This window comes from Bradyrhizobium sp. T-1 (assembly GCF_053592855.1).
In genome coordinates this window covers 5,235,337-5,256,415 of the sequence record NZ_CM132115.1, presented here as the reverse complement: position 1 = coordinate 5,256,415, position 21,079 = coordinate 5,235,337, and the positions used below count along the sequence as shown (strand labels likewise).

Below are 21,079 nucleotides of genomic sequence, written 5' to 3'. Positions count from 1 at the left end.
GGGCATTCCCTTGATTCAAGTCAAGCAAATTGGGAAGCTGGCCGAACACAGTGCCGCAAGTGCACGCTTGACCGGGGAGAGACAATTGGGCGACCAGCTTCATCCGATGGCCCCGCACCATCTGCCGTTCTATCTCGCGCCGGGAAGCGGCACCGATCCGCTGATGGTGGTCATGGGCGTATTCCTGATCGGCACCGTGCTCTGGGTCGGCACGCTCTATTGGAAGCTGCATAGCCTCCCCGAGCGGATGGCGCACAAGTCGCAAAAATTGCAGTTCGAGTTCGTCGCGGTGCTCGGCCTGATCTCGCTGTTCACGCACATGCACATCTTCTGGATTGCCGGCCTGCTCCTCGCGATGATCGACCTGCCGGATTTCGGCACGCCGCTGCGCAGCATCGCCGGGTCGGTCGAGAAGATTGCAGAGGCGACTCCGGCCGCCGATGGCGAGGAAATCCCTGCAGACACCGCGGCCGCGCCGCCTCCGGCAGACAAGCCGGGGCTCCTGAAGGAAAAGGAGCACAGCCATGTTTGAGCTGATGTTCTGCTCACTGCTGACGATCCTGCCGGACTACCTCTATCGTCGCTACGCCCAGGGCAAACGCTTCGGCAAGGAGATCACTTTCTTCTCGATCTGGTACGAGCTGCGCTGGGGCATCACCGGCTGCCTGATGCTGACGGTGTCGCTGATCACCATGATCTTCTACTTCCACCCCGCGACGTCGTCGGCGACGCTCTATTTCCGCACGGTGCCGATCCTGCCCGAAGGCTCGGGCCGCGTCGCCGAGGTCAAGGTCGGCTTCAGCGCGCCGGTGAAGAAGGGCGACGTGCTGTTCACGCTCGACAGCTCGAAGCAGGAGGCCGCCGTCGAAACCGGCAGGCGCAAGGTGGCCGAGGTCGATGCCGCCATGCAGACGGCGCAGGCCGATGTGGTCAAGGCCGAGGCGCAGATCGGGGAGGCGAAGGCCAACTATCAGCAGGCCAAGGACGAGCTCGAGGTCAAGAGCGAGCTCCAGCGCCGAAATCCCGGGATCGTTCCGCAGCGCGACATCGACAAGCTCCAGGTCCTGGTCGATCAGCGTCAGTCCGGCGTCGATGCGGCGACGGCCGCGAAGCAATCGGCGTCGCTGCAGGTCTCGACCTTGCTGCCGGCGCAGAAGGCCAGCGCGGAAGCGACGCTCGCCCAGGCTCAGGTCGATCTCGACAAGACGCTCGTGCGCGCCGGCGTCGACGGCCGTGTCGAGCAGTTCCTGGTGCGCCCGGGCGACGTCGTCAATCAGCTGATGCGCCCGGCAGGCGTTCTCGTCCCGGAAGGTGCGGGCCGCAAGGCCCTGCAGGCCGGTTTCGGCCAGATCGAGGCGCAGGTGATGAAGGAAGGCATGGTTGCGGAAGCGACCTGCATCTCGAAGCCATGGGTGATCATCCCGATGGTGATCACGACGGTGCAGGACTACATCGCTGCCGGACAATTCCGATCCGGCGAGCAGCTCGTCGATCCCCAGAACGCGGCCCGGCCGGGCACCATCCTGGTCTATTTGGAGCCGCTCTACCAAGGCGGCCTCGACGGTGTCACGCCCGGCAGCAGCTGCATCGTCAACGCCTATACCAGCAACCATGAGGAAATCTCCGCCAAGGACACGCCGACCAGCCGGAAGATCGCGCTGCATGTCGTCGATGGCGTCGGCCTCGTCCACGCGCTGCTGCTGCGGATTCAGGCGCTGCTGCTGCCGATCCAGACGCTGGTGCTGAGCGGACATTGAGCGGGTGCCGGAGGAATCGGCCCTGTCCGCGCAGCGCATTTCCCGCTAGAATTGACCGCAAAGCAGCCGTCGGAAGCTGCGGGAATGGAGCTGAGCGGGCACATGTCCAGTGTTTCGGTCAGGCCGTGGCCAGCCGCGGCCGCGCTGTTGTGCCTGAGCCTGTTCGTCGCGCTGTGCCTCTCGCCCGAGCGGGCCGGGGCCGTCGAGCGAAGCCGGCGCGGCGAGCTCAAGCGCGTGTTGGTGCTGCATTCCTTCGGCCGCGAGTTTCGGCCGTGGAGCGAATATGCACGCGACATCAAGGCCGGGCTCGAGGCGCAATCGCCCTGGCCGCTCGATATCCAGGAGCACGCGCTGCTCACGGCGCGCTTCAACAATCCCGGTCCCGAGGCGCCGTTCGTCGAGTATCTGCACTCGCTCTACCAGGGCGCAATGCCCGACATCGTGTTGAGCATCGGCGCGCCTGCCGCACGGTTTGCGCAGAAATACCGCGCGCGACTATTCCCCAATACGCCGCTGATCCTTTCCGCGGTCGAGTATCGGCTGATCGATCGCGCCGATCTGCGCGACAACGACGTGGTCGTGGCGATCCGCAACGATTTCGTGGCCGCATTCGACAACATCCTTCGGCTTCTGCCGGACACCAAGTCGGTTGCGATCGTGATCGGAGCCTCGCCGCTCGAGAAGTTCTGGATCGAGGAGGTGAAGCGGGAGCTGAAATCGTTTGACGAGCGGTTGGAGCTCGTCTGGTATTCGGACTTGTCATTCGAGGAGATACTGAAGCGCGCATCGGCCCTGCCGCCGCATACGGCGTTGTTTTGGGGGCTGATGTCGGTCGATGCGGCCGGGGTCGCCCACGAGAGCGACATTGCGCTGCGCAGCCTGCACGCGGTCGCGAACGCCCCGATCTTTTCCTACCAGGAGCCCTTCTTTGGCGACAGCACCGTCGGGGGACCGATGCATCTGGTGGGGGAAACGACTTCGAGGACCGTGAGCGCCGCGATCGGCATTCTCGGCGGAGCGGATCCGGCCAGCATCAAATACGAGCCGATCGGCTTCGGTGTGCCGAAATATGATTGGCGGGAACTGAGGCGCTGGGGCATCAGCGAAAGTCGCCTGCCTCCAGATAGCGAGGTTCTGTTTCGGGAGCCGAATATCTGGCAACGCTATCGCTGGCAGATGTTGTTGATCACGGCCGTGTTCCTGGTGCAGGCGGGCCTCATCAGCGGCTTGCTGCACGAGCGTCGCCGTCGCAGGTTCGCCGAAGTGGAATCCCGCGAGCGGCTGACAGAGCTTGCTCACGTCAATCGCTATTCCACCGTCGGCGAGCTCACGACGTCGATCGCCCACGAATTGAACCAGCCGCTTGGATCCATCCTGACCAATGCCGAGACGGCGGAACTGTTGCTCAAGGCCAACTCGCCCGATCTCGACGAGATCAGGCAGATTCTTGCCGATATCAGGCGCGACGACCAGCGGGCGAGCGAGGTGATCCGCAGGCTGCGCGCCGTTCTGAAAAAGACGCCGTTCGAGGTCAAGAACATCGAGCTCAACGATACTGTCCGCGAGGCGATCGGCCTTGCGAAGACCGTGGCCCACGGACGTCGCATCACGTTGACCTATATGCCTTTCCAGACCGATCTGCACGTCAAGGGCGATCCGGTCCAGCTTCAGCAGGTCATTCTCAACCTGATCATCAACGCGATGGATGCGGTCTCCGATGCGGACACCGGAAAGCGCGAGGTCAGCGTCTTGACTCTGCGGACCGGCCATCAGGCCGAGATCAGGATCACCGATACCGGCCCCGGAATAGCAGCGCCCGATCTTGAAAACGTCTTCGATCCGTTCTTCACGACCAAGCCGCAAGGCATGGGCATGGGCCTTGCGATCGCCAAGACCATCGTCGAGGCTCATCACGGCGTGATCGCCGCGTCGAACCAATTGGCGGGTGGCGCGCTGTTCACGATCCGGCTTCCGATGGCGCGCTGACGGGGCGGTATCTTGATCTTGATCGGCGCCGGCGTTCGCAGCGGCGCCGACATTGCTGAGGTGATCGAGACTGCTGCGCGCGCCGGCGGCGGTCTGGTCGTGTCGCCGGATGGCGGCTTCTTCGGAACACTCTCGCGCCGCAGCAGCCTCGACGACCCGGTTTCGTTGATCTCGATCAACAAACGTCGGCGGGCCGGCTCGATCTTCCGACACGGAAAGGGTGAAGGAGGATGTCATGTTCCGCTGCGGCAAGATCCTGATGGCGCTTGCGTTCACAATGGCGACGTCGCCCGCTGCAATGGCGCAGACACAAACGGCACCTGCGACGCCGGCTGCGCAGGCGCAGCCGGCAAGCCCGCCTGCGCCGTCAGCCGAGTTGCTGAAGCCCGCAGAGCTCGAAGCTCTGGTCGCGCCGATCGCGCTTTATCCTGATGAATTGCTGGCCAACGTGCTGGCCGCCTCGACCTATCCGCTGGAAGTGGTGCAGGCCGACCGCTGGCTGAAGGAGCGCAAGACCCTCAAGGGTGAGGCACTGAAGACCGAGGTGGACAAGCAGGCTTGGGACGACAGTGTCAAGGCGCTCGCCAGCACGGCCGATGTCCTGACCATGATGAGCGACCAGCTCGACTGGACCAAGAAGCTCGGTGACGCCTTCCTCGCGCAGCAGCCCGATGTGATGGACGCAATCCAGCGCCTGCGCAACAAGGCCTATGACAACAAGAAGCTTGTCACCACCAAGCAGCAGAAGGTCAGCGTGCAGTCGCAGGAAGGCAAGCAGGTCGTCGTGATCCAGCAGGCCGATCCCGCGGAGATGTACGTGCCTTACTATGATCCGGCGACCGTCTACGGCAGCTGGCCCTATGCGGAGTATCCGCCGTATTATTGGGGCTATCCGTCCTATATCGGCGCCGGCATGGTTGCGGCGGGCATCGCGTTCGGCACGGCCTGGGCGATCGGTCGCTGGGGCAATTACTGGGGCGGCGGCTGCAACTGGGGCAATCGCAACGTCTACGTCAATCATCGCACCACCAACATCGGCAACGGCTGGCAGCACAATCCGGCCCATCGCGGCGGGGTGCGCTACAACAACAGCAATGTCCAGCAGCGCTTCGGCAACAACAACGTGCGGGCCGGCGCGTCGGACCGGATGGATTTCCGCGGCCGTGACGGCAACCAGGTGTTGCGGCCCAATCAAGGGGCCGGAGATCGCGCGGGCGATCGTGCAGGAGATCGAGCAGGAGATCGCGCCGGTGATCGCGCCGGTGATCGCGGCGGGGCCGGGGATCGCGCCGGCAATCGCGGCGATCGTGCGGGCGGAGATCGCGCAAGTGCTGGAACTCGCGATCGGCCGGGCGGCGGCGATCGGGCCGGTGCCGGCGATCGCGCCAAGGGAGGCGCCAAGAGCAGCAATAAGAGCGGCAACAAGGGTGGCGGCGCAAAGGCTGCGAACCGCGCCGGTGGCGGTGCGGCCAATCGTGGCGGTGCCATGAACGTGTCCTCCGGCCGCTCGGCGGCCGCGGCATCCGCGCGCGGCCGCGCCAGCATGGCGAGCATGCCGCGCGGTGGCGGCGGTCCGAGCATGGCCGGCCGCGGCGGCGGGGGCGGAATGGCGATGCGTGGCGGCGGCGGAGGCGGTTTTGGAGGAGGCGGTCGCGGCGGCGGTGGAGGCCGGCGCTCCGACATCGCGTTGAAGCACGACATCGTTCTGCTCGGTCATCTCTCCAACGGTCTCGGCTACTACCGCTTCAGCTACATCGGCAGCGACAAGGCCTATGTCGGCGTGATGGCGCAGGAGGTCGAGCAGGTGATGCCTGATGCCGTGAGTCGCGGCGGCGACGGCTATCTGCGCGTCCAGTATGAAAAGCTCGGCCTGACATTCCGCAGCTACCGCGACTGGCTCGCCGGCGGCGCGAAGATCCCCGCGGAGGTGACGCCATGACCGGGTTGAAAGCTTTTCGCCGCGCCGTATTGCCGGGCCTCACGGCGCTGGCGCTGCTTGGCTCTGCAACTCAGGCACAGCAATCCTACAAGACGCCCGAGGACGCCGCGGCTGCGCTCGCCGCCGCGATCAAGAGCGGACCAAGCGACATCCTCAAAGTGCTTGGCAGGAACGCGGAGGACATCGTCTCATCCGGCGACGAGATCGCCGACAAGGACATCCAGGCGCGTTTCTCGTCGTTGTACGACGCCAAGCATGGCATCAAGGCGGAAGGCAACAAGACCGCGACCCTTATGCTCGGGCCGGACGACTTCCCGTTCCCGATTCCGCTGGTCAACACCAGGACCGGCTGGGCGTTCGACACCGACCAGGGACGCATCGAGGTGCTGCGCCGGCGCATCGGCCGCAACGAGCTCGATGCGATCCAGACCGCGCTCGCCTTCGTCGACGCGCAGAATGAATACGCCGACAAGGATCGCGGCGAGGGCGCCGGTGTCTATGCCCAGCGCATCGTCTCCTCGCCAGGCAAGAAGGATGGTCTGTTCTGGCGCGACGATAGCGATCCGAGCCCGCTCGGCGCGCTGGCAGCCGAGGCTTCGAAGGAGGGCTATCGCGCGGGCGATGTCGGACCTGTGCCCTATCACGGTTACTACTTCCACATCCTCACAGGGCAGGGCCGGGATGCGCCCGGCGGCGCGCTCAATTACGTCGTCAAGGGCAAGATGATCGGCGGATTCGGCCTGATCGCCTGGCCTGCGGAATACGGCAACTCCGGCATCATGACCTTCCTCGTCAACCATGCCGGCACCGTCTACCAGAAGGATCTCGGCAAGCGCACGGCCTTCACTGCAGAGCGTACGACGCTGTTCGATCCCGACGAGACCTGGAAGAAGGTCGATGCCACAAAGCCCTGAAGGGCGGACGCGCCAGTTCCGCTTGATCGCGCTCACGCTGCTCGCGCTCGGTCTCGCAGCGCCGACGCCGTCTTTTGCGCAGGCGGCTGCGCAAGTTCGTGCCAAAATCGTCAAGGCCGGCCTCCTGATCGGAGGCGGCGCGGGCGGCGGTGTGCTGACCTACCGCGGCAAGACCTATCCGTTTAGGATCAGCGGCCTGAGTTTCGGTATCACGGTCGGTGCTACCGTCGGCCGGTTCGATGGCTGGGCCTCAGGGATTCGCGAGGTCGGCGATTTCGCCGGCACCTATAGCTCGGTCGGCGGCGGCTTTGCGCTGGTGGGCGGCGTCAATGGTGTTCACCTCCGCAACGAGAAGGGTGTGACCATCGTGCTGCAAGGCCCAAAGGCGGGCCTCGAACTCGCCGCCAATATCAGTCAGATCACGATCGCCTTGAGATGAGGCTCACGCGGGCCGCGCAGCGGCAAGATCGAGAACCAGGCGCACGGTTCTCGGTTCTTCACTCCGCGCAGGTCCGAAACCGTACTTCGCGAACACCTTGCGCATCGATGCGTTGTCGGACAGAACCTCGGCCGTGAGTTCACGCATCCCATGCACCCGCGCAATGTCGATGAGATGCCTCAGCAACAGGGTGCCGATCCCGCGCCCTTGCCAGGCATCCACCACGACGAAGGCCATCTCGGCCCGGCCGCGATCTGTGACCACATATCGGCCACCGCCGACGATGGCGGGACGCCCCTGTTCCTCGACCCAGGCGGCCAGCGCGACGTGGTTGTTGAAATCGACGTCCATGAAGAAGGCGCGCTCCTTCTCCGAGAAGTGTCGCTTCATCACGAAGAATCGACTCTGTAGGGAACTCGGGCCGGTGCGATCGATCGCCGCGAGCATGTCTGCTTCGTCGCCCGGCCGAAGTGCGCGGATCTCGACCGGAGTACCGTCCTTCAATACCGCCGGTGCGCGGTAGGTTGCGATTTGTGACATGCCGATGTCGCTCCGGCAGCAATTGGCTCGTCAAGCAAGTCGCGCGCCGCATGACGCCTGCGCAGGATGAGAGCCTTTCGAGCGGGCAGAGCATCTTGACCTAGATCAACGTTCGCTCCTGCACGGCGCCGTCAATTGTCGAGCGCGGCGGAGAGGTCGAAACATGTCCATGGACAAGGCGCAAATTCCCGGTGGTCCAATGTCGGGGCTCGTCGCTTCGGCGGTCGAATACATGATCGATGCGGGGCAGCGCAGTGTCCTGTTCCTCGACATCATGCGCCGCCGCGGCGATCAGTACAGGGAACACGTCGCGCAGACCGCGCCGCACGTTCTGCAATATACTGCCGAGCTGATCATGGACGGTCGCAAGCTCGACGATCCCGTCAACTACGCGCTCGTGCGCATCGTTCCGCCTGATGGTGTCGAGATCGACCTGGACCGGCGGCCGTTCGTCGTGGTCGATCCGCGCGCGGGCCATGGTCCCGGCATCGGCGGCTTCAAGGCCGATAGCGAGATCGGGGTGGCGATGAAGGCGGGCCATCCCTGCTATTTCATCGGCTTCTTGCCGGATCCGATGCCAGGTCAGACCATCGAGCGCATCGCGCGTGCCGAAGCCATCTTCATCGAGAAGGTCATCAGCCTTCATCCGGATGCCGACGGCAAGCCCTGCGTGATCGGCAATTGCCAGGCTGGATGGGCCGTCATGATCCTGGCCTCGCTACGCCCTGAGCTGTTCGGACCGCTGATCATCGCCGGCGCGCCGCTCGCCTATTGGGCCGGCGTGCACGGAAAATATCCGATGCGCTACTCGGGCGGGCTGCTCGGCGGAAGCTGGCTGACGGCCCTGACGTCCGATCTCGGCGCCGGCAAATTCGACGGTGCGTGGCTGGTGCAGAATTTCGAGAACCAGAACCCGTCGAACACATTGTGGACCAAGCAATACAACGTCTATTCCAACGTCGATACCGAAGCGGACCGCTATCTCGACTTCGAGCGCTGGTGGGGCGGTCATGTCAACCTCAATGCCGAGGAGATCCAGTTCATCGTCGATGAGCTGTTCGTCGGCAACAATCTTGCCGCGGGCAACATCGAGATGTCCGACGGCCGCAAGGTCGATCTCCGCAACATCAGGTCGCCGATCGTGGTGTTCTGCTCCGAGGGCGACAACATCACGCCGCCGCAGCAGGCGCTGCACTGGATTCTGGATTGCTATGCCGACGTCGACGAGATCAGGGCCTACGGCCAGACCATCGTCTACACCGTGCACAAGAGCATCGGCCATCTCGGTATCTTCGTGTCCGGTGGTGTTGCGAAGAAGGAGCATGCGGAATTCTCGGGCAACATCGACCTCATCGACGTTCTGCCGCCCGGGCTTTACGAGGCCACGTTCGAGGCGAAGGGCGAAGAGACCGCAAGTTCGGATCTGGTGGTGGGGCAGTGGGTGATGCGCTGCGAGGCGCGGACGCTCGACGATATCCGCGCCATGGGCGGCAATTCGCCCGAAGACGAGCGGCGCTTTGCGACCGCCAAGCGCGTCTCGGAGATCAATCTCAAGGCCTATCAGAAATTCGTCCGGCCCTGGATCAGGGGCATGGTGACGCCGCAGATGGCGGAATTGGCTCACAACATGCATCCGCTGCGGCTGCAATACGAGCTCTTCAGCAGCAAGAATCCGTATATGGCCACGGTGAAATCGTTGGCCGAGAAGGCCGAGGAGGAGCGCAAGCCGGTCGCAGCGGACAATCCGTTCCTGGCGTTCCAGGAGCAGATGTCGAAGCAGATCGTTCACGCCCTGGACAGCTGGCGCGATTCGCAGGAGGCGCTTAGTGAAGCGATCTTCCTCAGCGTCTATGGATCGCCGGCGCTCCAGGCGGCCGTCGGGATCGATCCCACTTCCGCACCATCCCGGCAGCGTGAGATGTCCGCCGAGCATCGCGCCATGCTCGGGAAGCGGGTCACTGAACTGAAGGTGCGGATCGGCGAGGGCGGTCTTCGCGAAGCTGCACTGCGCGCCTTGCTCTATGTCGGGTCCGCGCGCGGGATGGTCGACGAACGTAGCATCGAGGCCCTGCGCCAGATCCGCCGGGACCACGGTGGCCCGCGGATGACCCTGCCCGAGTTCAAGATGCTGGTGCGGGAGCAGTTCTTCATGCTGTTGCTCGACCGTGACGGGGCGCTTGCCGCCATTCCGAAGATGCTGCCTGACGACGTCAATTCTCGCCACGGCGCGTTCGAGGCGATCGAACGGGTGCTGTCGGCCAGCGAGGACGTCACCGGTGAGCGCGCGAGGCGGCTGGCGCAGATCGCCAGCCTGTTCGGCATCGACGCGACAGGGGGGACTGAAAAGGCGTCGAATGTTGCCCCTTTCGATCCGAAGGCGAAGGCGTCGTAGCGCGGGTTGCAAGGATCGGGAGCGAAATGATGTCAGCAGATGCGACGAATACGCACTCTCCCAGCAAGTACGATCGCCTGATCGCCGCAGCGAAGGCGATCCCACCGGCGCCAACCGTCGTCGTGCATCCCTGCGACGAGACGTCGTTGCGGGGCGCCGTCGACAGCACCGCCGCCGGCATCATCCGGCCGCTGCTGGTCGGGCCGGAACGGAAGATCAGGGATACGGCCGCCAGGTTCGCGTTGGACATTTCCGGCTACGAGATCGTCGACGCCGCGCACAGTGACGAAGCCGCCGCGAAGGGCGTGGAATTGATTCATGCCGCCCGCGGTGAGTTGCTCATGAAAGGCAGCCTGCACACCGACGAGCTGATGCGCGCCGTCACCGCGAAGGTTGGGGGGCTGCGGACCGACCGGCGTATCAGCCATGTCTTCGTCATGGACGTACCAGCCTATGCCGAGACCATCTTCGTCACCGATGCCGCGATCAACATCTTCCCCGATCTCGATGCCAAGCGCGACATCATCCAGAACGCGATTGACCTCTACAACCAGGCCGGCTTCGGTAAGTCGCCGCGCGTCGCCATCCTGTCCGCGGTCGAAACGGTCACGTCGAAAATTCCATCCACGATCGAGGCGGCGGCACTCTGCAAGATGGCGGACCGCGGGCAGATCACCGGCGGCGTGCTCGACGGACCGCTCGCGTTCGACAATGCGATCGATGTCGAGTCCGCGCGCATCAAAGGCATCAAGTCCGAGGTCGCCGGCCGTGCGCAGATCCTGGTCGTACCTGATCTCGAATCCGGCAACATGCTGGCCAAGAATCTCGCTTATTTCGCCAAGGCCGACGGCGCCGGCATCGTGCTCGGCGCGCGCGTGCCGGTCGTCCTGACCTCGCGCGCCGATACCCCACGGGCGCGGATGGCGTCCTGCGCCGTCGCCGCCCTTTATGCCCACGCCCGGCGCCAGAAGGCGCCGGCTGTTGCGGTGTGAGCGCCATGGACAGCATCCTTGTCGTCAATGCCGGCTCGTCGAGCGTCAAGTTCCAGGTCTTTGCGGTCGAGTGCGAAGGCAGGCTTCGCCGCACGATCAAGGGACAGATAGACGGCATTGGCAGTCGTCCACGCCTGCGGGCGAACGGGGCGGGCGGCGATCCCATGGCCGACCGCGCCTATCCGATCGAAGCGGTCGGGGACGTTCCCGCGGCAATGGAGATCGCCGGCGCGTGGCTGCGGAATGAAGTTCGCATTCAACCGCTGGCGGTAGGGCACCGCGTCGTCCATGGCGGGCCGGACTTCGAGCGGCCGGTGCTGGTCGACCATGGCGTGGTGGCGCGGTTGGAGCGCTTCGTGGCTCTGGCACCGTTGCATCAACCGCACAATCTGGCGCCGATCCGCTCGATTCTCGCCGGCTTCCCGGCGGTGCCGCAGGTCGCCTGCTTCGACACCGCATTTCACCGCACGCATGGTCCGCTGGCCGATCACTACGCCATCCCGCACCAGCTCCATGCCGAAGGTGTGCGACGCTACGGCTTTCATGGGCTTTCCTATGAGTACATCTCCAGGAGCCTGCCGCAGATCGCGCCCGCGATCGCAAAACGCCGAGTGATCGTCGCCCATCTCGGCAGCGGCGCCTCGATGTGCGCCATGAAGGAGGGGCTGAGCGTCGAGAGCACCATGGGGTTCACCGCGCTCGACGGGTTGCCGATGGGCACGCGTCCGGGCCAGCTCGATCCAGGCGTTGTGCTGTACCTGATTTCGGAGAAGGGAATGACGGCCGCGAAGGTGCAGGATTTCCTCTATCGCGACTGCGGCTTGAAAGGTCTCTCCGGCGTCAGCAACGACATGCGCGAACTCGAGGCAAGCGCCGATCCGCAGGCTAAGCTGGCAGTCGATTACTTCACCTATCGCATCGGTCTCAATGCCGGCATGCTTGCCGCCGCGCTTCAGGGCCTCGATGCCTTCGTCTTCACCGCCGGCATCGGCGAGAATTCGAGCGGCATCCGCGCGCGCGTGGCGGAGCGGCTCGGCTGGCTTGGCGTGGCCCTCGATGCCGCCGCGAACGACCGCCATTCGCGCCTGATATCGGCGAAGTCCAGTCTCGTCCCGGTCTATGTCATACCGACGGACGAGGAGTTGATGATCGCGCAGCATACGCTGTCGCTGCTGATGGGCGGCCAGTCGCCTAACCCCAGAAATGAGAGGGTGTCATGATCCCAGTATTTCCGGACAGCAAAGTTGCTTTGAAGGGGAAGAAGGGCCTCGTCGTCGGCATCGCCAACGACCAGTCGATCGCCTGGGGCTGTGCCAGGGCGTTCCGCGCGCTCGGTGCCGATCTCGCCGTCACCTATCTCAACGATCGCGCCAAGAAGCACGTCGAGCCGCTCGCGCAGGCCCTGGAAGCGCCGATTTTCATGCCGCTGGATGTCATGGTCGAAGGCCAGACCGAAGCCGTGTTCGAGCGCATCAGGTCTGATTGGGGTCAGCTCGATTTCCTGCTTCATTCCATCGCCTTCTCGCCCAAGGACGCACTGCATGGCCGCGTCGTCGATGTCGGCCGCGACGGCTTCCTGAAAACCATGGACGTCTCGTGCTGGTCGTTCCTGCGGATGGCGCATCTGGCCGAGCCCTTGATGAAGAACGGCGGCACGATGTTCACCATGACCTATTACGGCAGCCAGATGGTGGTGGAGAACTACAACATCATGGGTGTCGCGAAGGCGGCGCTCGAGGCCTCCGTCCGCTACGTCGCCGCGGAGCTGGGGCCGAAAGGCATCCGCGTGCACGCGATCTCGCCGGGACCGCTTGCGACCCGCGCGGCCTCAGGCATTCCGGAGTTCGACGAGCTGATGGACAAGGCGCAATCCAAGGCGCCGTCGCGCAGCCTCGTCAGCATCGACGATGTCGGCAATGCCACCGCGTTCCTCGCGCTCGATGGCGCCAAGCTGATCACCGGCAGCGTGCTCTATATCGACGGCGGCTATCACATCATCGATTGATCGCGCATCCGCGTGTTGTCGCGCCGGGTTGGAGCGTCCGGGCACATGAGCCGATGGTGGCATCTTGCCCCTGTTTTGCCCGACGGGTCAAGAAATTTTCGCTAAATCGGAAAATGATCGTGTCGTCGGCCCCATGGCTACGGTGCATGGGGTTGTTTTCCGATTTTTGTTTCAGCGGTAGTGCAAGGCGATCAGCTCGGCGATGCAGGCCGGTTTCTTGCCGCCCTCGATCTCGATCACGAGATGATAGTTGACGCGCAGTCCGTCCGGCGGCACGTCCTCGGCTTCGGCGACTGTGACGCGGCCGCGCAGCCGCGAGCCCGCCGGCACCGGGGCGAGGTACCTGATCCGGTCCGCGCCGTAGTTGAGCGTATTGCGCAGGCCCTTCAGGCCGATCACCGCTCGGATGAACAGCGGCGCGAGGGCGAGGGAGAGCAGGCCATGAGCGATGGTCTTGCCACCGGGCATCTCCTTGCTCGCGCGCTCCTGGTCGACATGGATCCATTGCTCGTCGCAGGTCGCCTCGGCGAACTGGTTGATGCGCTCCTGTGTGATCTCGGTCCAATCGCTGGCGCCGATCTCGGTGCCTACCGCCGACTTGATCTCGGCGAAGTCGCTGAATATCCGCATGGTCGTCCTGCTCAGAGTCTCATGTCCGGAACATGATCGGGAATGGCCAGTTCCGCCTCCGTCAGCGCCAGGACCTCGCCGACGCTGATGCCGGGCGCGGTTTCCAGCAGCGTCGCCTTGCCCTCGGGGAAGCCGATCACGGCCAGGTCGGTGACGACCAGATGGACCGGGCGCGCCGAGGTCAGCGGTAGCGAGCATTTCGCCACGATCTTCGACTTGCCCTTGGCCGCGTGCTGCATGGCGATGATGACGCGCTTGGCGCCGCTGACGAGATCCATCGCGCCGCCCATGCCCGGCACCATCTTGCCTGGGATCATCCAGTTGGCGAGATGGCCCTGCGCGTCGACCTGAAGGCCGCCGAGCACGGTGACGTCGACATGGCCGCCGCGGATCAGCCCGAACGACATGGCGCTGTCGAAGACGCAAGCGCCCGGCAGCGCGCTAATCGGGCGGCCGCCGGCGTCGGTGAGCGTCGGATGGGCCATGCCCTGCTCGGGAATCGGCCCCGTGCCGATCAGCCCATTCTCCGATTGGAAGAAGACCTTCAGATCGGATGGGACATAGTTCGCGACCAGGGTCGGAATGCCGATGCCGAGGTTGACGAGATTGCCGCTCTTCAGCTCCTTGGCGACGCGCCGGGCGATGACGATCTGCGGATCCATGATGTCACCCGTTGGTGATGAGATAGTCGACAAGAGGTGCGGGGGTGACGACGTGATCGGGTGCAATCACGCCAACGGGCACGATATGCTCGGCTGACACGATCACGGTGTCGGCCGCCATGGCCATGACCGGATTGAAATTGCGGGAGGTCAGCGCATAGGCGAGGTTGCCGAGATAATCGGCGAGGAAGGCGTGCACCAGCGCGAATTGCGCGCGCAGTGCGGTCTCCAGCAGGAACGGCTTGCCGTCGACCTCGATCTGGCGCTTGCCTTCGGCGACGAGCGTTCCGACGCCCGTCGGCGTCAGCACGCCGCCGAGGCCGCATCCGCCGGCGCGGATGCGCTCGACGAAGGTGCCTTGCGGAACGAGGTCGACGGCGATCTGGTTCGCCAGCATCTGCTGCTGCGCCTTCGGATTGAGACCGATATGCGTTGCGGTCAGCCTCGACACCAGCGCCTGATCGAACAGCTTGCCGACGCCCTTGCCGGGCGTCGCCGCGTCGTTCGAGATCAGGGTCAGGCCCGTCTTGTTCTGGCGCACCACTTCGTCGAGCAGGCGCTCCGGCGTCCCGACGCCCATGAATCCGCCAACCATGACGCTGGCGCCCGCCGGAATCATCGCAACGGCTTCTTCGACGGAAACGGCCTTCATGATCGAACTCCCGGTCGGGCGGCAGCGTCCGGATGTTGGTGCCCGGCGACGATCCTCCCTTGATCTGCATCAAGGCTTCCAATCATTCCATTCCGGGCGCGTCGATGCCGATGCTGCCGAGCAATTCGCGCCAGAGCTTGCGGACGCCGGCGTGACGTTGCGCGAGCGCCGCACTCACGACGTCCCGATGCGGCGCAAGATCCGCGCTCTTGAGAAACAGGATCTGGGCCTGCAGCAGCCGGCCGCTCTCGAACTCGATGCGGCGCAGCGCCATGACGAAAGGATCCTGCGTATTGGCCTCGACCGGAAGCAACGCGGCCGGCCGGATGCCGGCATGCACGGCATGGGCGAGCGTTGCAAGGTGCACCGCCTGGGCAAGGCGAGGGTCTGCGATCCCTTCGACCGGCGCAGGCAACCATGCGGCCTCCCAGGACGCGACCATGTATCCCAGCGATAGATCCGGCACCCAGGAGGTGGCGCGCAGCAGCAGCGATACGATCTCGCTCTCGCGATAAAACTGCGCGTTCAATTCGCTTTGCCATGCCGCGTCGAGCCTCGCGGGCAGCGTGAAGGCGAATTGCCGCGCGAGCGCACCATGGGCCGAGATCAGGAATGCGGCGACCCGCGTCTGTTGGTGCGGTGGAATGCGGCCATCCAAATCGAGAGGACCGAGGAAGCCGCTCATGGCCGTGCTCGCCTGACAGGGATGGCGCGCAGATGATCGTAGCCGGCGGGAAACGGCGTAAGCTCACCGCCGGGCTGGTCCGGCGCCACCCAGACAGCCTGATTGCCCTGCCAGCGCCCGGCCAGCACATCCTCGGCAAAGCGCGCAAGCAGATCGGCCGTCAGCGCACCTTTCTCCAGCGTGAAGGCGTGATAGGCTTTCGGAATGATCACCAACGAGCTGTTGGGAATCTCGACGCGCAATGTTTCGTGAAGAGCGCGCGGCGTGAGGAAATCGAACTCGCCGTTGAGGATCATTGTCGGAACAGAGATCGCGGACAGGCGCGGCGTGAGCGGCCGGAAGTCGAGGAAGGATTCCATCAGGTTCTGGAGCGCGTAGACGTCGTTCACCAGCCAGCCCTGCCGCTTGACGCTGTCGAGCTTGTCCAGCAGCGGCTTCAGCCATTGGTCCGACAGGTTCATCGGCAGCAGGAGGTCCTGGAGATAACCAGTGCCGCCGAGGATCAGTCCGGTCCGCAGGGCGTTGCCCAGCAGAGAAAGCTGGGGCGACAGCTCTGCAAAGCAACTCATCGGTACGAGCCCGGATAGCCGCTTCCCATGCTCGATTGCATAACGCAGCGCGATCAGGCCGCCAAAGCTGATGCCGCTCAGGAAGATCGGACCGTCCCCAAGCTCGTCGATCAGCAGGCGCAATGCGGCGACCTGGTCGTCCTGGCTAATGTAGAGCGTCGGCTTGTCCGAAGCGCCCTGGCCGAGCAGATCGAACGTCGCAACGCGAAAGCGTCGCGCGAGCAGGGCCTCGCGATAGGCGCTCCACAACTCGGAATATTGCGTAAGCCCGTTCACGAGCACATAGGCAGGCGCCCCCGTCGGCCCGTCGAGCTCATAGCGTATCCGATACGAGCCGTGGCTGAGGAAAGGCATCACAAAAGGCCACCAACATTTTGATGCCTTCGATCCTCAACCTCCACGACGGGATTCCGTTGAGTTAGATCAAAGCTCTCCGTGCCGGGCTTCCTAGCGTTCGAAAAACTGTCCAGGGAGGAAGCCGTCATGACCGGGACCGATATTGCGAAGCGTTGCTTCGTTAGCTTGATCGTATTGCTGGTCGGCACCGCACTTGCAGTCGCACAACCCTTCAGCCGCCGCTCGTCGCAGGTGCAGCATGACGGGCTGAAGAAGACCTACGAAATCGCCAACTTCCGCCTCGGCGGCAAGTACGATCTGACTGATCCTTCGAAGTGGGAGAATGGCGGCGAGGGGGGCGTCACGCTGGAGTCACTCGGTGCCGGAAAGCTGCACACCGCCTACATTGCTATCGGCAACGCGCGTCGCAACGCCGCCGGCGAGATCACCAATGCCGTCGTGATCAACTCCTATTATTCCGGCGATTCCACCGACATGTACGAACAGTGGGTCAAAGGTGCTGCACTGTCTGGCGGCGTGCCGATCATCGGTCCGGGCCGCCCGATCGATACCGATCGCTACTATGTCATCATGGTCGATCCGCTCGGCACGTGGGGTGCGAGCAAACCGTCCGACGGCCTCGGCATCAAGTTTCCGCAGTACAGCTACTACGACATGGTGCAGGCCAATTACCGCCTGCTCCGCGACGAGCTGAAGGTCGCGCGCGTCGCACTCGTGACCGGCGTGTCCATGGGCGGCACCCAGACTTACGTTTGGGGCGTGATGCATCCGGAATATATCAACGCCCTGATGCCAATCGGCGGCACCACGCAGTCGGATGGCGACGATCCCGTCGGCAACTGGACGTTCCAGATGATGACGGCGGCGATTCAGTCCGATCCCGTCTGGCAGTCCACCAATGGCGATTACTACAAGCTACCAAAGGAGAAGCATCCGGTCCCGGGCGTTGCGTTCGGCTGGTCGATTCTCGGAATGACCGGTTACGACTTTGCCTTCCGCACGACCCAGAACTGGCCAGCCGTGCAGCCGGAGATCTTCTACTGGGATCCACCGAACGAGAAGGCGGGATTGAACGTCACGAACCGCGCCAAGCTCTATGACGCTGTTGACCTCGTCTGGCGCAACCGGGTCGGCGAAACCCACAACATCAACCCGTATCTCGGCCGCATCCAGGCGCGCACCTTGGTGATGCATATCACCAACGATCTCTGGCTTAACTTCAAGCTGGCGCAGAAGGCCGTCGATCGTGTGCCGGGCGCGGACCTGATCGCGCAGGAGAGCCCGGTCGCCCATTACGGCGTGTTCCCTATCATCAATCAACGCAAGAACGATCCGAAGTTCGTCGCCTTCATGGACGACGTAGCGGCGCTCGATCGCGCCCAGAAATTCGTCGACAAAAATTATCGCGTGCCCGACGTCGCCCAGAACATCGATCCCAAGAAGTCGTTCTGGAAGGCCTATGTGACCTATCCTTATCCGGTCAAATTCGCGGACGCCAAGGACAAGAGCGGCAACTCCTGGGAAATCGGCTACATGGATGAGTATGCCGGCACCGACAAGGACCCGAAGGTGCTCGTCATCATTCACGGCAAGGGCGCATTTGGTGGGCACTACGGCAACATCATGCAGTACGCGCTGCGCAGCGGCCTGCGCGTGATCGTGCCTGACCTGCCGCATTACGGCATGTCGGGGCCCGGCAATCTTGACAAGAGCCCGGCGCGCACGATGCAGGACATGCGCGAGGTGATCTATGACCTCCTCGTCAACCAGCTCGGCGTCAAGAAGGCGTATTATCTCGGCCACTCGCTCGGCGGCCAGTTCGTCGTTGGCTATGCCTTGACCTGGCCGGATGCGGTACAGGGCCTCGCTTTAGAGGCGCCGTCGGGCCTCGAGGAGTATCCGCGCGAGATCACGATCGCGAAAGACAAGAAGGCGCTGCTGTTCGCCGACGGCCTCGGCCGCGACTTCGACAAGTGGAAGCAGGTCTGGGACCAGACCGGCATTCTTGCCGCGGAAAAGGCGCGCGACGAGCAGAACATCCGCGACTTCTTCTATTTCAAGAAGCGTGATCCGGACACCGGCGCGGTGTCGGCCGCAAAGAGCGGCTATTTCTTCAGTGACAGCGAATATGCCCGCTTCCACACCGAGCAGCGCGTTGGGCTCACCAAGGGCAACCCCAAGGAGCTCGAGCAGTGGTGCAACGTTTTCATCTTTGACATCTACACCATCGGTGCCGAACTCCAGCAGGATGATCCGAAGAACCTCTATGAGAGGGTCACCCAGATCAAGGCGCCGATCTTTCTCGCATTCGGCGACAAGGAGCCGTTCATTCCGACGCCCGCCTTCAATGGACTGACGGACCTCGGGCGCGACGTCATCACGCCCTTCATGACGCGGATGACGGCTGTCGGCAATCGGCCTATGCTCAAGATCTATCCGGAGACCGGACACTTCATCCACACCGACAACCCCGTGGAATTTTCCGTCGATGTCGTGGACTTCGTGACCAAGGGAACGGTCGATACGTCGTCACCGCTCGGCACCGACCGCATGATTAAGGGCGCGGTCGTGTCGGCCCTGCCGGTGGCGCCGACGCCGCCCGGTGCGGCGCCGACGGCGGGCTTGAATAAATAGGGCCTGTCCATGCCGAGAGTTCAGGCGGGTGAAGTCCAGCTTGGCTGGCGGGAATGGGGACGAGGCGACGTCACCGTCGTCTTCATTCACGGCAATCTCGCCAGCAAGGACTGGATCGAGCTCGCCGCGCCGATGTTTCCGACCGGGCTGCGCGTCATCGCCATTGATTGGCGCGGCTGCGGTGACAGCGACCGGCCGAAGCCCACGGCGGACTATTCCAACTATTCGATGCAGCAGCACGCCGAGGACATGCTGGCAGCGCTCGATGCGCTCGGCATCAAATACTGCCACCTTGCGACCCATTCCACCGGCGGCATCATCGCCGCGCGTATGCTGCTCAATCAGCCGCAGCGTTTTGGCCGTGTCTTCGCGCTCGATCCGGTGACGCCGCTCGGAATGGCCTTCAACGCCGACCAGATCGGGTTATTCAAGGCAATGATGGCGAGCAAGGAGCTGACGCGCAGCGTGATGGCCACCGCCGCCTCATCACTGTTTGTCCCGGAGACCATGGCGCCAAACATGATCCCGCGCTTTCGCGACGGCGTCGGAGAGATTCAGGTGCTATTCGATCGCATCATCGAGCAGACCTTTGCCGTGTCGGCGGGGATCTGGATCGGAACGCCGGTCAACCTGACGCGCGAGAGGGAGAGCCGCGAACTGGAGCGGCGCATGCCGGAGATCCGGCATCCGCACCTTGTATTGTGGGGCGAGTGTGACGGCTGGATTCCACCGGCAGACCTCCGCGCCATGGCCGAAGCCATGCCGGATTGCCGTCTGGTGATCGTCCCCGGCATAGGTCATTCAATGAATCTCGAACGGCCGGCACTCTATGCCGGCTATTTCGGGGCCTGGTTCGGAGGACTTGCCGCGTGACGGTCGGCCACCTGGAATGGAAGACGTCAGGGGACCGGTGTCGGCGGCGGCAGGCCGGCGAAATGCGCGGCGAGATTGTCTCGCATCAACTGACCCATGGCCTTGCGAGTCTCGGTCGTGCCGGAGGCGTGGTGAGGCTGTAGCAGCACATTGGGGAGGTCGAGAAATCGCGGATCCAGCTTCGGCTCACCCTCGAAGACGTCGAGCGCCGCCGCGCCGAGCTTGCCGCCCGTCAGCGCCGCGATCAGCGCCTCTTCGTCGATGTTGGAGGCCCGTGAGACGTTGACGAGGAGTCCGTCGGGACCGAGTGCTTCGAGAACATCACGCCCCACGATGTGCCGTGTCGCTGCCGAGGCCGCGAGCGTGACGAACAGAACATCCGATCGCGCAGCGAGCGCGATGGGATCGGCGATGAAGGTCCAGTCCTTGCCGTGTGGCTTGGCCTCGACATCGGAATAAGCGATGTCCATGTCGAAGCCGGCCAACCGGCGTGCCACTTCAAACCCGATCCGGCCGAGGCCGAGCACGCCGGCGCGCTTGCCCCAGGCTCGAGTCCTCAGCGGATAGAGCCCCTTGGCGGCCCATGAGCCGTCGCGCACCCAGCGCTCTGCGCCATTCACGCCGCGCCATTGCGCAAGCATCATCGCAATAGCAAGATCAGCCACGTCCTTCGTCAGCACGTCGGGCGTGTTGGTCACGACGATGCCGCGCTTCCGGCAGCTGTCCAGGTGTACCGCATCGAAGCCGACGCCGTAGACCGAGATGATCTCCAGCTTCGAACAGGCCGCGATGAGCTCGGCATTCGCACCGAGCTCGCCGCGCGTGGCGATGGCGCGGACACGTGGACCGACCTCGGCGAGGAGGGCCGGCCGGTCGCTTGCCTCGAAATAGCGGTGCATGGAGTAAGCTGCATCGAGCGGGACCTGATCCCACTCCGGATAGGGGCCCATTTGAAGGACTTCAGGCTTCGACATGTGGGTGAGCGCTCCTCTTGGCCACGATCTTGACATTGCATGTTATCGATAACATAGTGTGATGGAGAATGAATGTCGA

General features: G+C 63.9%; 19 protein-coding genes. 12 read left to right on the top strand and 7 right to left on the bottom strand.

Features of this window, described 5'->3' with window-relative positions; all coding sequences use genetic code 11:
• Positions 1-106 precede the first annotated feature (106 nt).
• The 6 genes from ACWAT4_RS25530 to ACWAT4_RS25505 all read left to right on the top strand — a co-directional run bounded on the left by ACWAT4_RS25530 (position 107) and on the right by ACWAT4_RS25505 (position 7,035).
• Complete coding sequence (locus tag ACWAT4_RS25530) at positions 107-532, top strand: hypothetical protein (RefSeq protein ID WP_212302623.1); 426 nt, start codon at positions 107-109, stop codon at positions 530-532.
• Positions 525-1,757, top strand: a complete 1,233-nt coding sequence (locus ACWAT4_RS25525) for an HlyD family secretion protein (protein ID WP_212302407.1) — start codon at positions 525-527, stop codon at positions 1,755-1,757. Before ACWAT4_RS25530 ends, ACWAT4_RS25525 begins: the two co-directional genes overlap by 8 nt.
• A 102-nt stretch (positions 1,758-1,859) precedes the next feature.
• Entirely contained in the window at positions 1,860-3,743 is a 1,884-nt protein-coding gene (locus ACWAT4_RS25520; protein WP_449728360.1) for a sensor histidine kinase, read from the top strand.
• A 235-nt stretch (positions 3,744-3,978) separates the two neighbouring features.
• Positions 3,979-5,682, top strand: coding sequence for a DUF3300 domain-containing protein (locus ACWAT4_RS25515; RefSeq protein WP_449728359.1), 1,704 nt, complete (start codon positions 3,979-3,981; stop codon positions 5,680-5,682).
• Complete coding sequence (locus ACWAT4_RS25510; RefSeq protein WP_212425605.1) at positions 5,679-6,596, top strand: DUF2950 domain-containing protein; 918 nt, start codon at positions 5,679-5,681, stop codon at positions 6,594-6,596. The genes ACWAT4_RS25515 and ACWAT4_RS25510 overlap by 4 nt, the downstream gene beginning before the upstream one ends.
• On the top strand, positions 6,580-7,035 hold the full coding sequence (locus ACWAT4_RS25505; protein ID WP_449728358.1) for a hypothetical protein: 456 nt from the start codon (positions 6,580-6,582) through the stop codon (positions 7,033-7,035). The genes ACWAT4_RS25510 and ACWAT4_RS25505 overlap by 17 nt, the downstream gene beginning before the upstream one ends.
• A 3-nt stretch (positions 7,036-7,038) precedes the next feature.
• On the opposite strand, the gene ACWAT4_RS25500 is transcribed toward ACWAT4_RS25505, so the two are convergent.
• Positions 7,039-7,575 carry a GNAT family N-acetyltransferase gene (locus ACWAT4_RS25500; protein WP_449728357.1) on the bottom strand — a complete coding sequence of 179 codons (537 nt, stop codon included), beginning with the start codon at positions 7,573-7,575 and terminating at the stop codon, positions 7,039-7,041.
• Between the two features lie 163 nt (positions 7,576-7,738).
• Between ACWAT4_RS25500 and ACWAT4_RS25495 the strand changes: the two genes are divergently transcribed.
• The 4 genes from ACWAT4_RS25495 to fabI are packed head-to-tail and all read left to right on the top strand — an operon-like array spanning position 7,739 to position 12,964.
• Positions 7,739-9,967, top strand: coding sequence for a DUF3141 domain-containing protein (locus ACWAT4_RS25495; protein ID WP_449728356.1), 2,229 nt, complete (start codon positions 7,739-7,741; stop codon positions 9,965-9,967).
• A gap of 29 nt (positions 9,968-9,996) precedes the next feature.
• Entirely contained in the window at positions 9,997-10,959 is a 963-nt protein-coding gene (locus ACWAT4_RS25490) for a phosphate acetyltransferase (RefSeq protein WP_249148845.1), read from the top strand.
• Positions 10,960-10,964: 5 nt separating this feature from the next.
• A complete protein-coding gene (locus tag ACWAT4_RS25485) occupies positions 10,965-12,179 on the top strand; it encodes an acetate/propionate family kinase (RefSeq protein WP_449728355.1) in 1,215 nt (404 codons plus the stop codon).
• Positions 12,176-12,964, top strand: a complete 789-nt coding sequence (gene fabI / locus ACWAT4_RS25480; protein ID WP_449728354.1) for an enoyl-ACP reductase FabI — start codon at positions 12,176-12,178, stop codon at positions 12,962-12,964. The genes ACWAT4_RS25485 and fabI overlap by 4 nt, the downstream gene beginning before the upstream one ends.
• Before the next feature lie 171 nt (positions 12,965-13,135).
• Here the strand turns inward: fabI and ACWAT4_RS25475 are convergent, their stop codons facing one another.
• From ACWAT4_RS25475 to ACWAT4_RS25455, 5 genes are all read right to left on the bottom strand, one after another.
• The gene (locus ACWAT4_RS25475) at positions 13,136-13,594 is read right to left on the bottom strand and encodes a MaoC family dehydratase (protein ID WP_449728353.1); all 459 of its coding nucleotides are present in this window, start codon (positions 13,592-13,594) and stop codon (positions 13,136-13,138) included.
• Positions 13,595-13,605: 11 nt separating this feature from the next.
• Positions 13,606-14,256 (bottom strand): 3-oxoacid CoA-transferase subunit B, encoded by a 651-nt coding sequence (locus ACWAT4_RS25470; RefSeq protein WP_212302418.1) that lies wholly within the window; start codon positions 14,254-14,256, stop codon positions 13,606-13,608.
• Positions 14,257-14,260: 4 nt separating this feature from the next.
• Positions 14,261-14,908 (bottom strand): CoA transferase subunit A, encoded by a 648-nt coding sequence (locus ACWAT4_RS25465; RefSeq protein WP_449728352.1) that lies wholly within the window; start codon positions 14,906-14,908, stop codon positions 14,261-14,263.
• A gap of 82 nt (positions 14,909-14,990) precedes the next feature.
• A complete protein-coding gene (locus ACWAT4_RS25460; RefSeq protein ID WP_449728351.1) occupies positions 14,991-15,593 on the bottom strand; it encodes a hypothetical protein in 603 nt (200 codons plus the stop codon).
• The gene (locus ACWAT4_RS25455; RefSeq protein ID WP_212302421.1) at positions 15,590-16,516 is read right to left on the bottom strand and encodes an alpha/beta fold hydrolase; all 927 of its coding nucleotides are present in this window, start codon (positions 16,514-16,516) and stop codon (positions 15,590-15,592) included. The genes ACWAT4_RS25460 and ACWAT4_RS25455 overlap by 4 nt, the downstream gene beginning before the upstream one ends.
• A 129-nt stretch (positions 16,517-16,645) precedes the next feature.
• Between ACWAT4_RS25455 and ACWAT4_RS25450 the strand changes: the two genes are divergently transcribed.
• Positions 16,646-19,153 carry an alpha/beta hydrolase gene (locus ACWAT4_RS25450; protein ID WP_212425613.1) on the top strand — a complete coding sequence of 836 codons (2,508 nt, stop codon included), beginning with the start codon at positions 16,646-16,648 and terminating at the stop codon, positions 19,151-19,153.
• A 9-nt stretch (positions 19,154-19,162) separates the two neighbouring features.
• Positions 19,163-20,026, top strand: a complete 864-nt coding sequence (locus tag ACWAT4_RS25445; RefSeq protein ID WP_212425614.1) for an alpha/beta fold hydrolase — start codon at positions 19,163-19,165, stop codon at positions 20,024-20,026.
• 26 nt (positions 20,027-20,052) lie between these two features.
• On the opposite strand, the gene ACWAT4_RS25440 is transcribed toward ACWAT4_RS25445, so the two are convergent.
• Positions 20,053-21,000 (bottom strand): 2-hydroxyacid dehydrogenase, encoded by a 948-nt coding sequence (locus ACWAT4_RS25440; RefSeq protein ID WP_212425615.1) that lies wholly within the window; start codon positions 20,998-21,000, stop codon positions 20,053-20,055.
• Between the last annotated feature and the right edge of the window lie 79 nt (positions 21,001-21,079).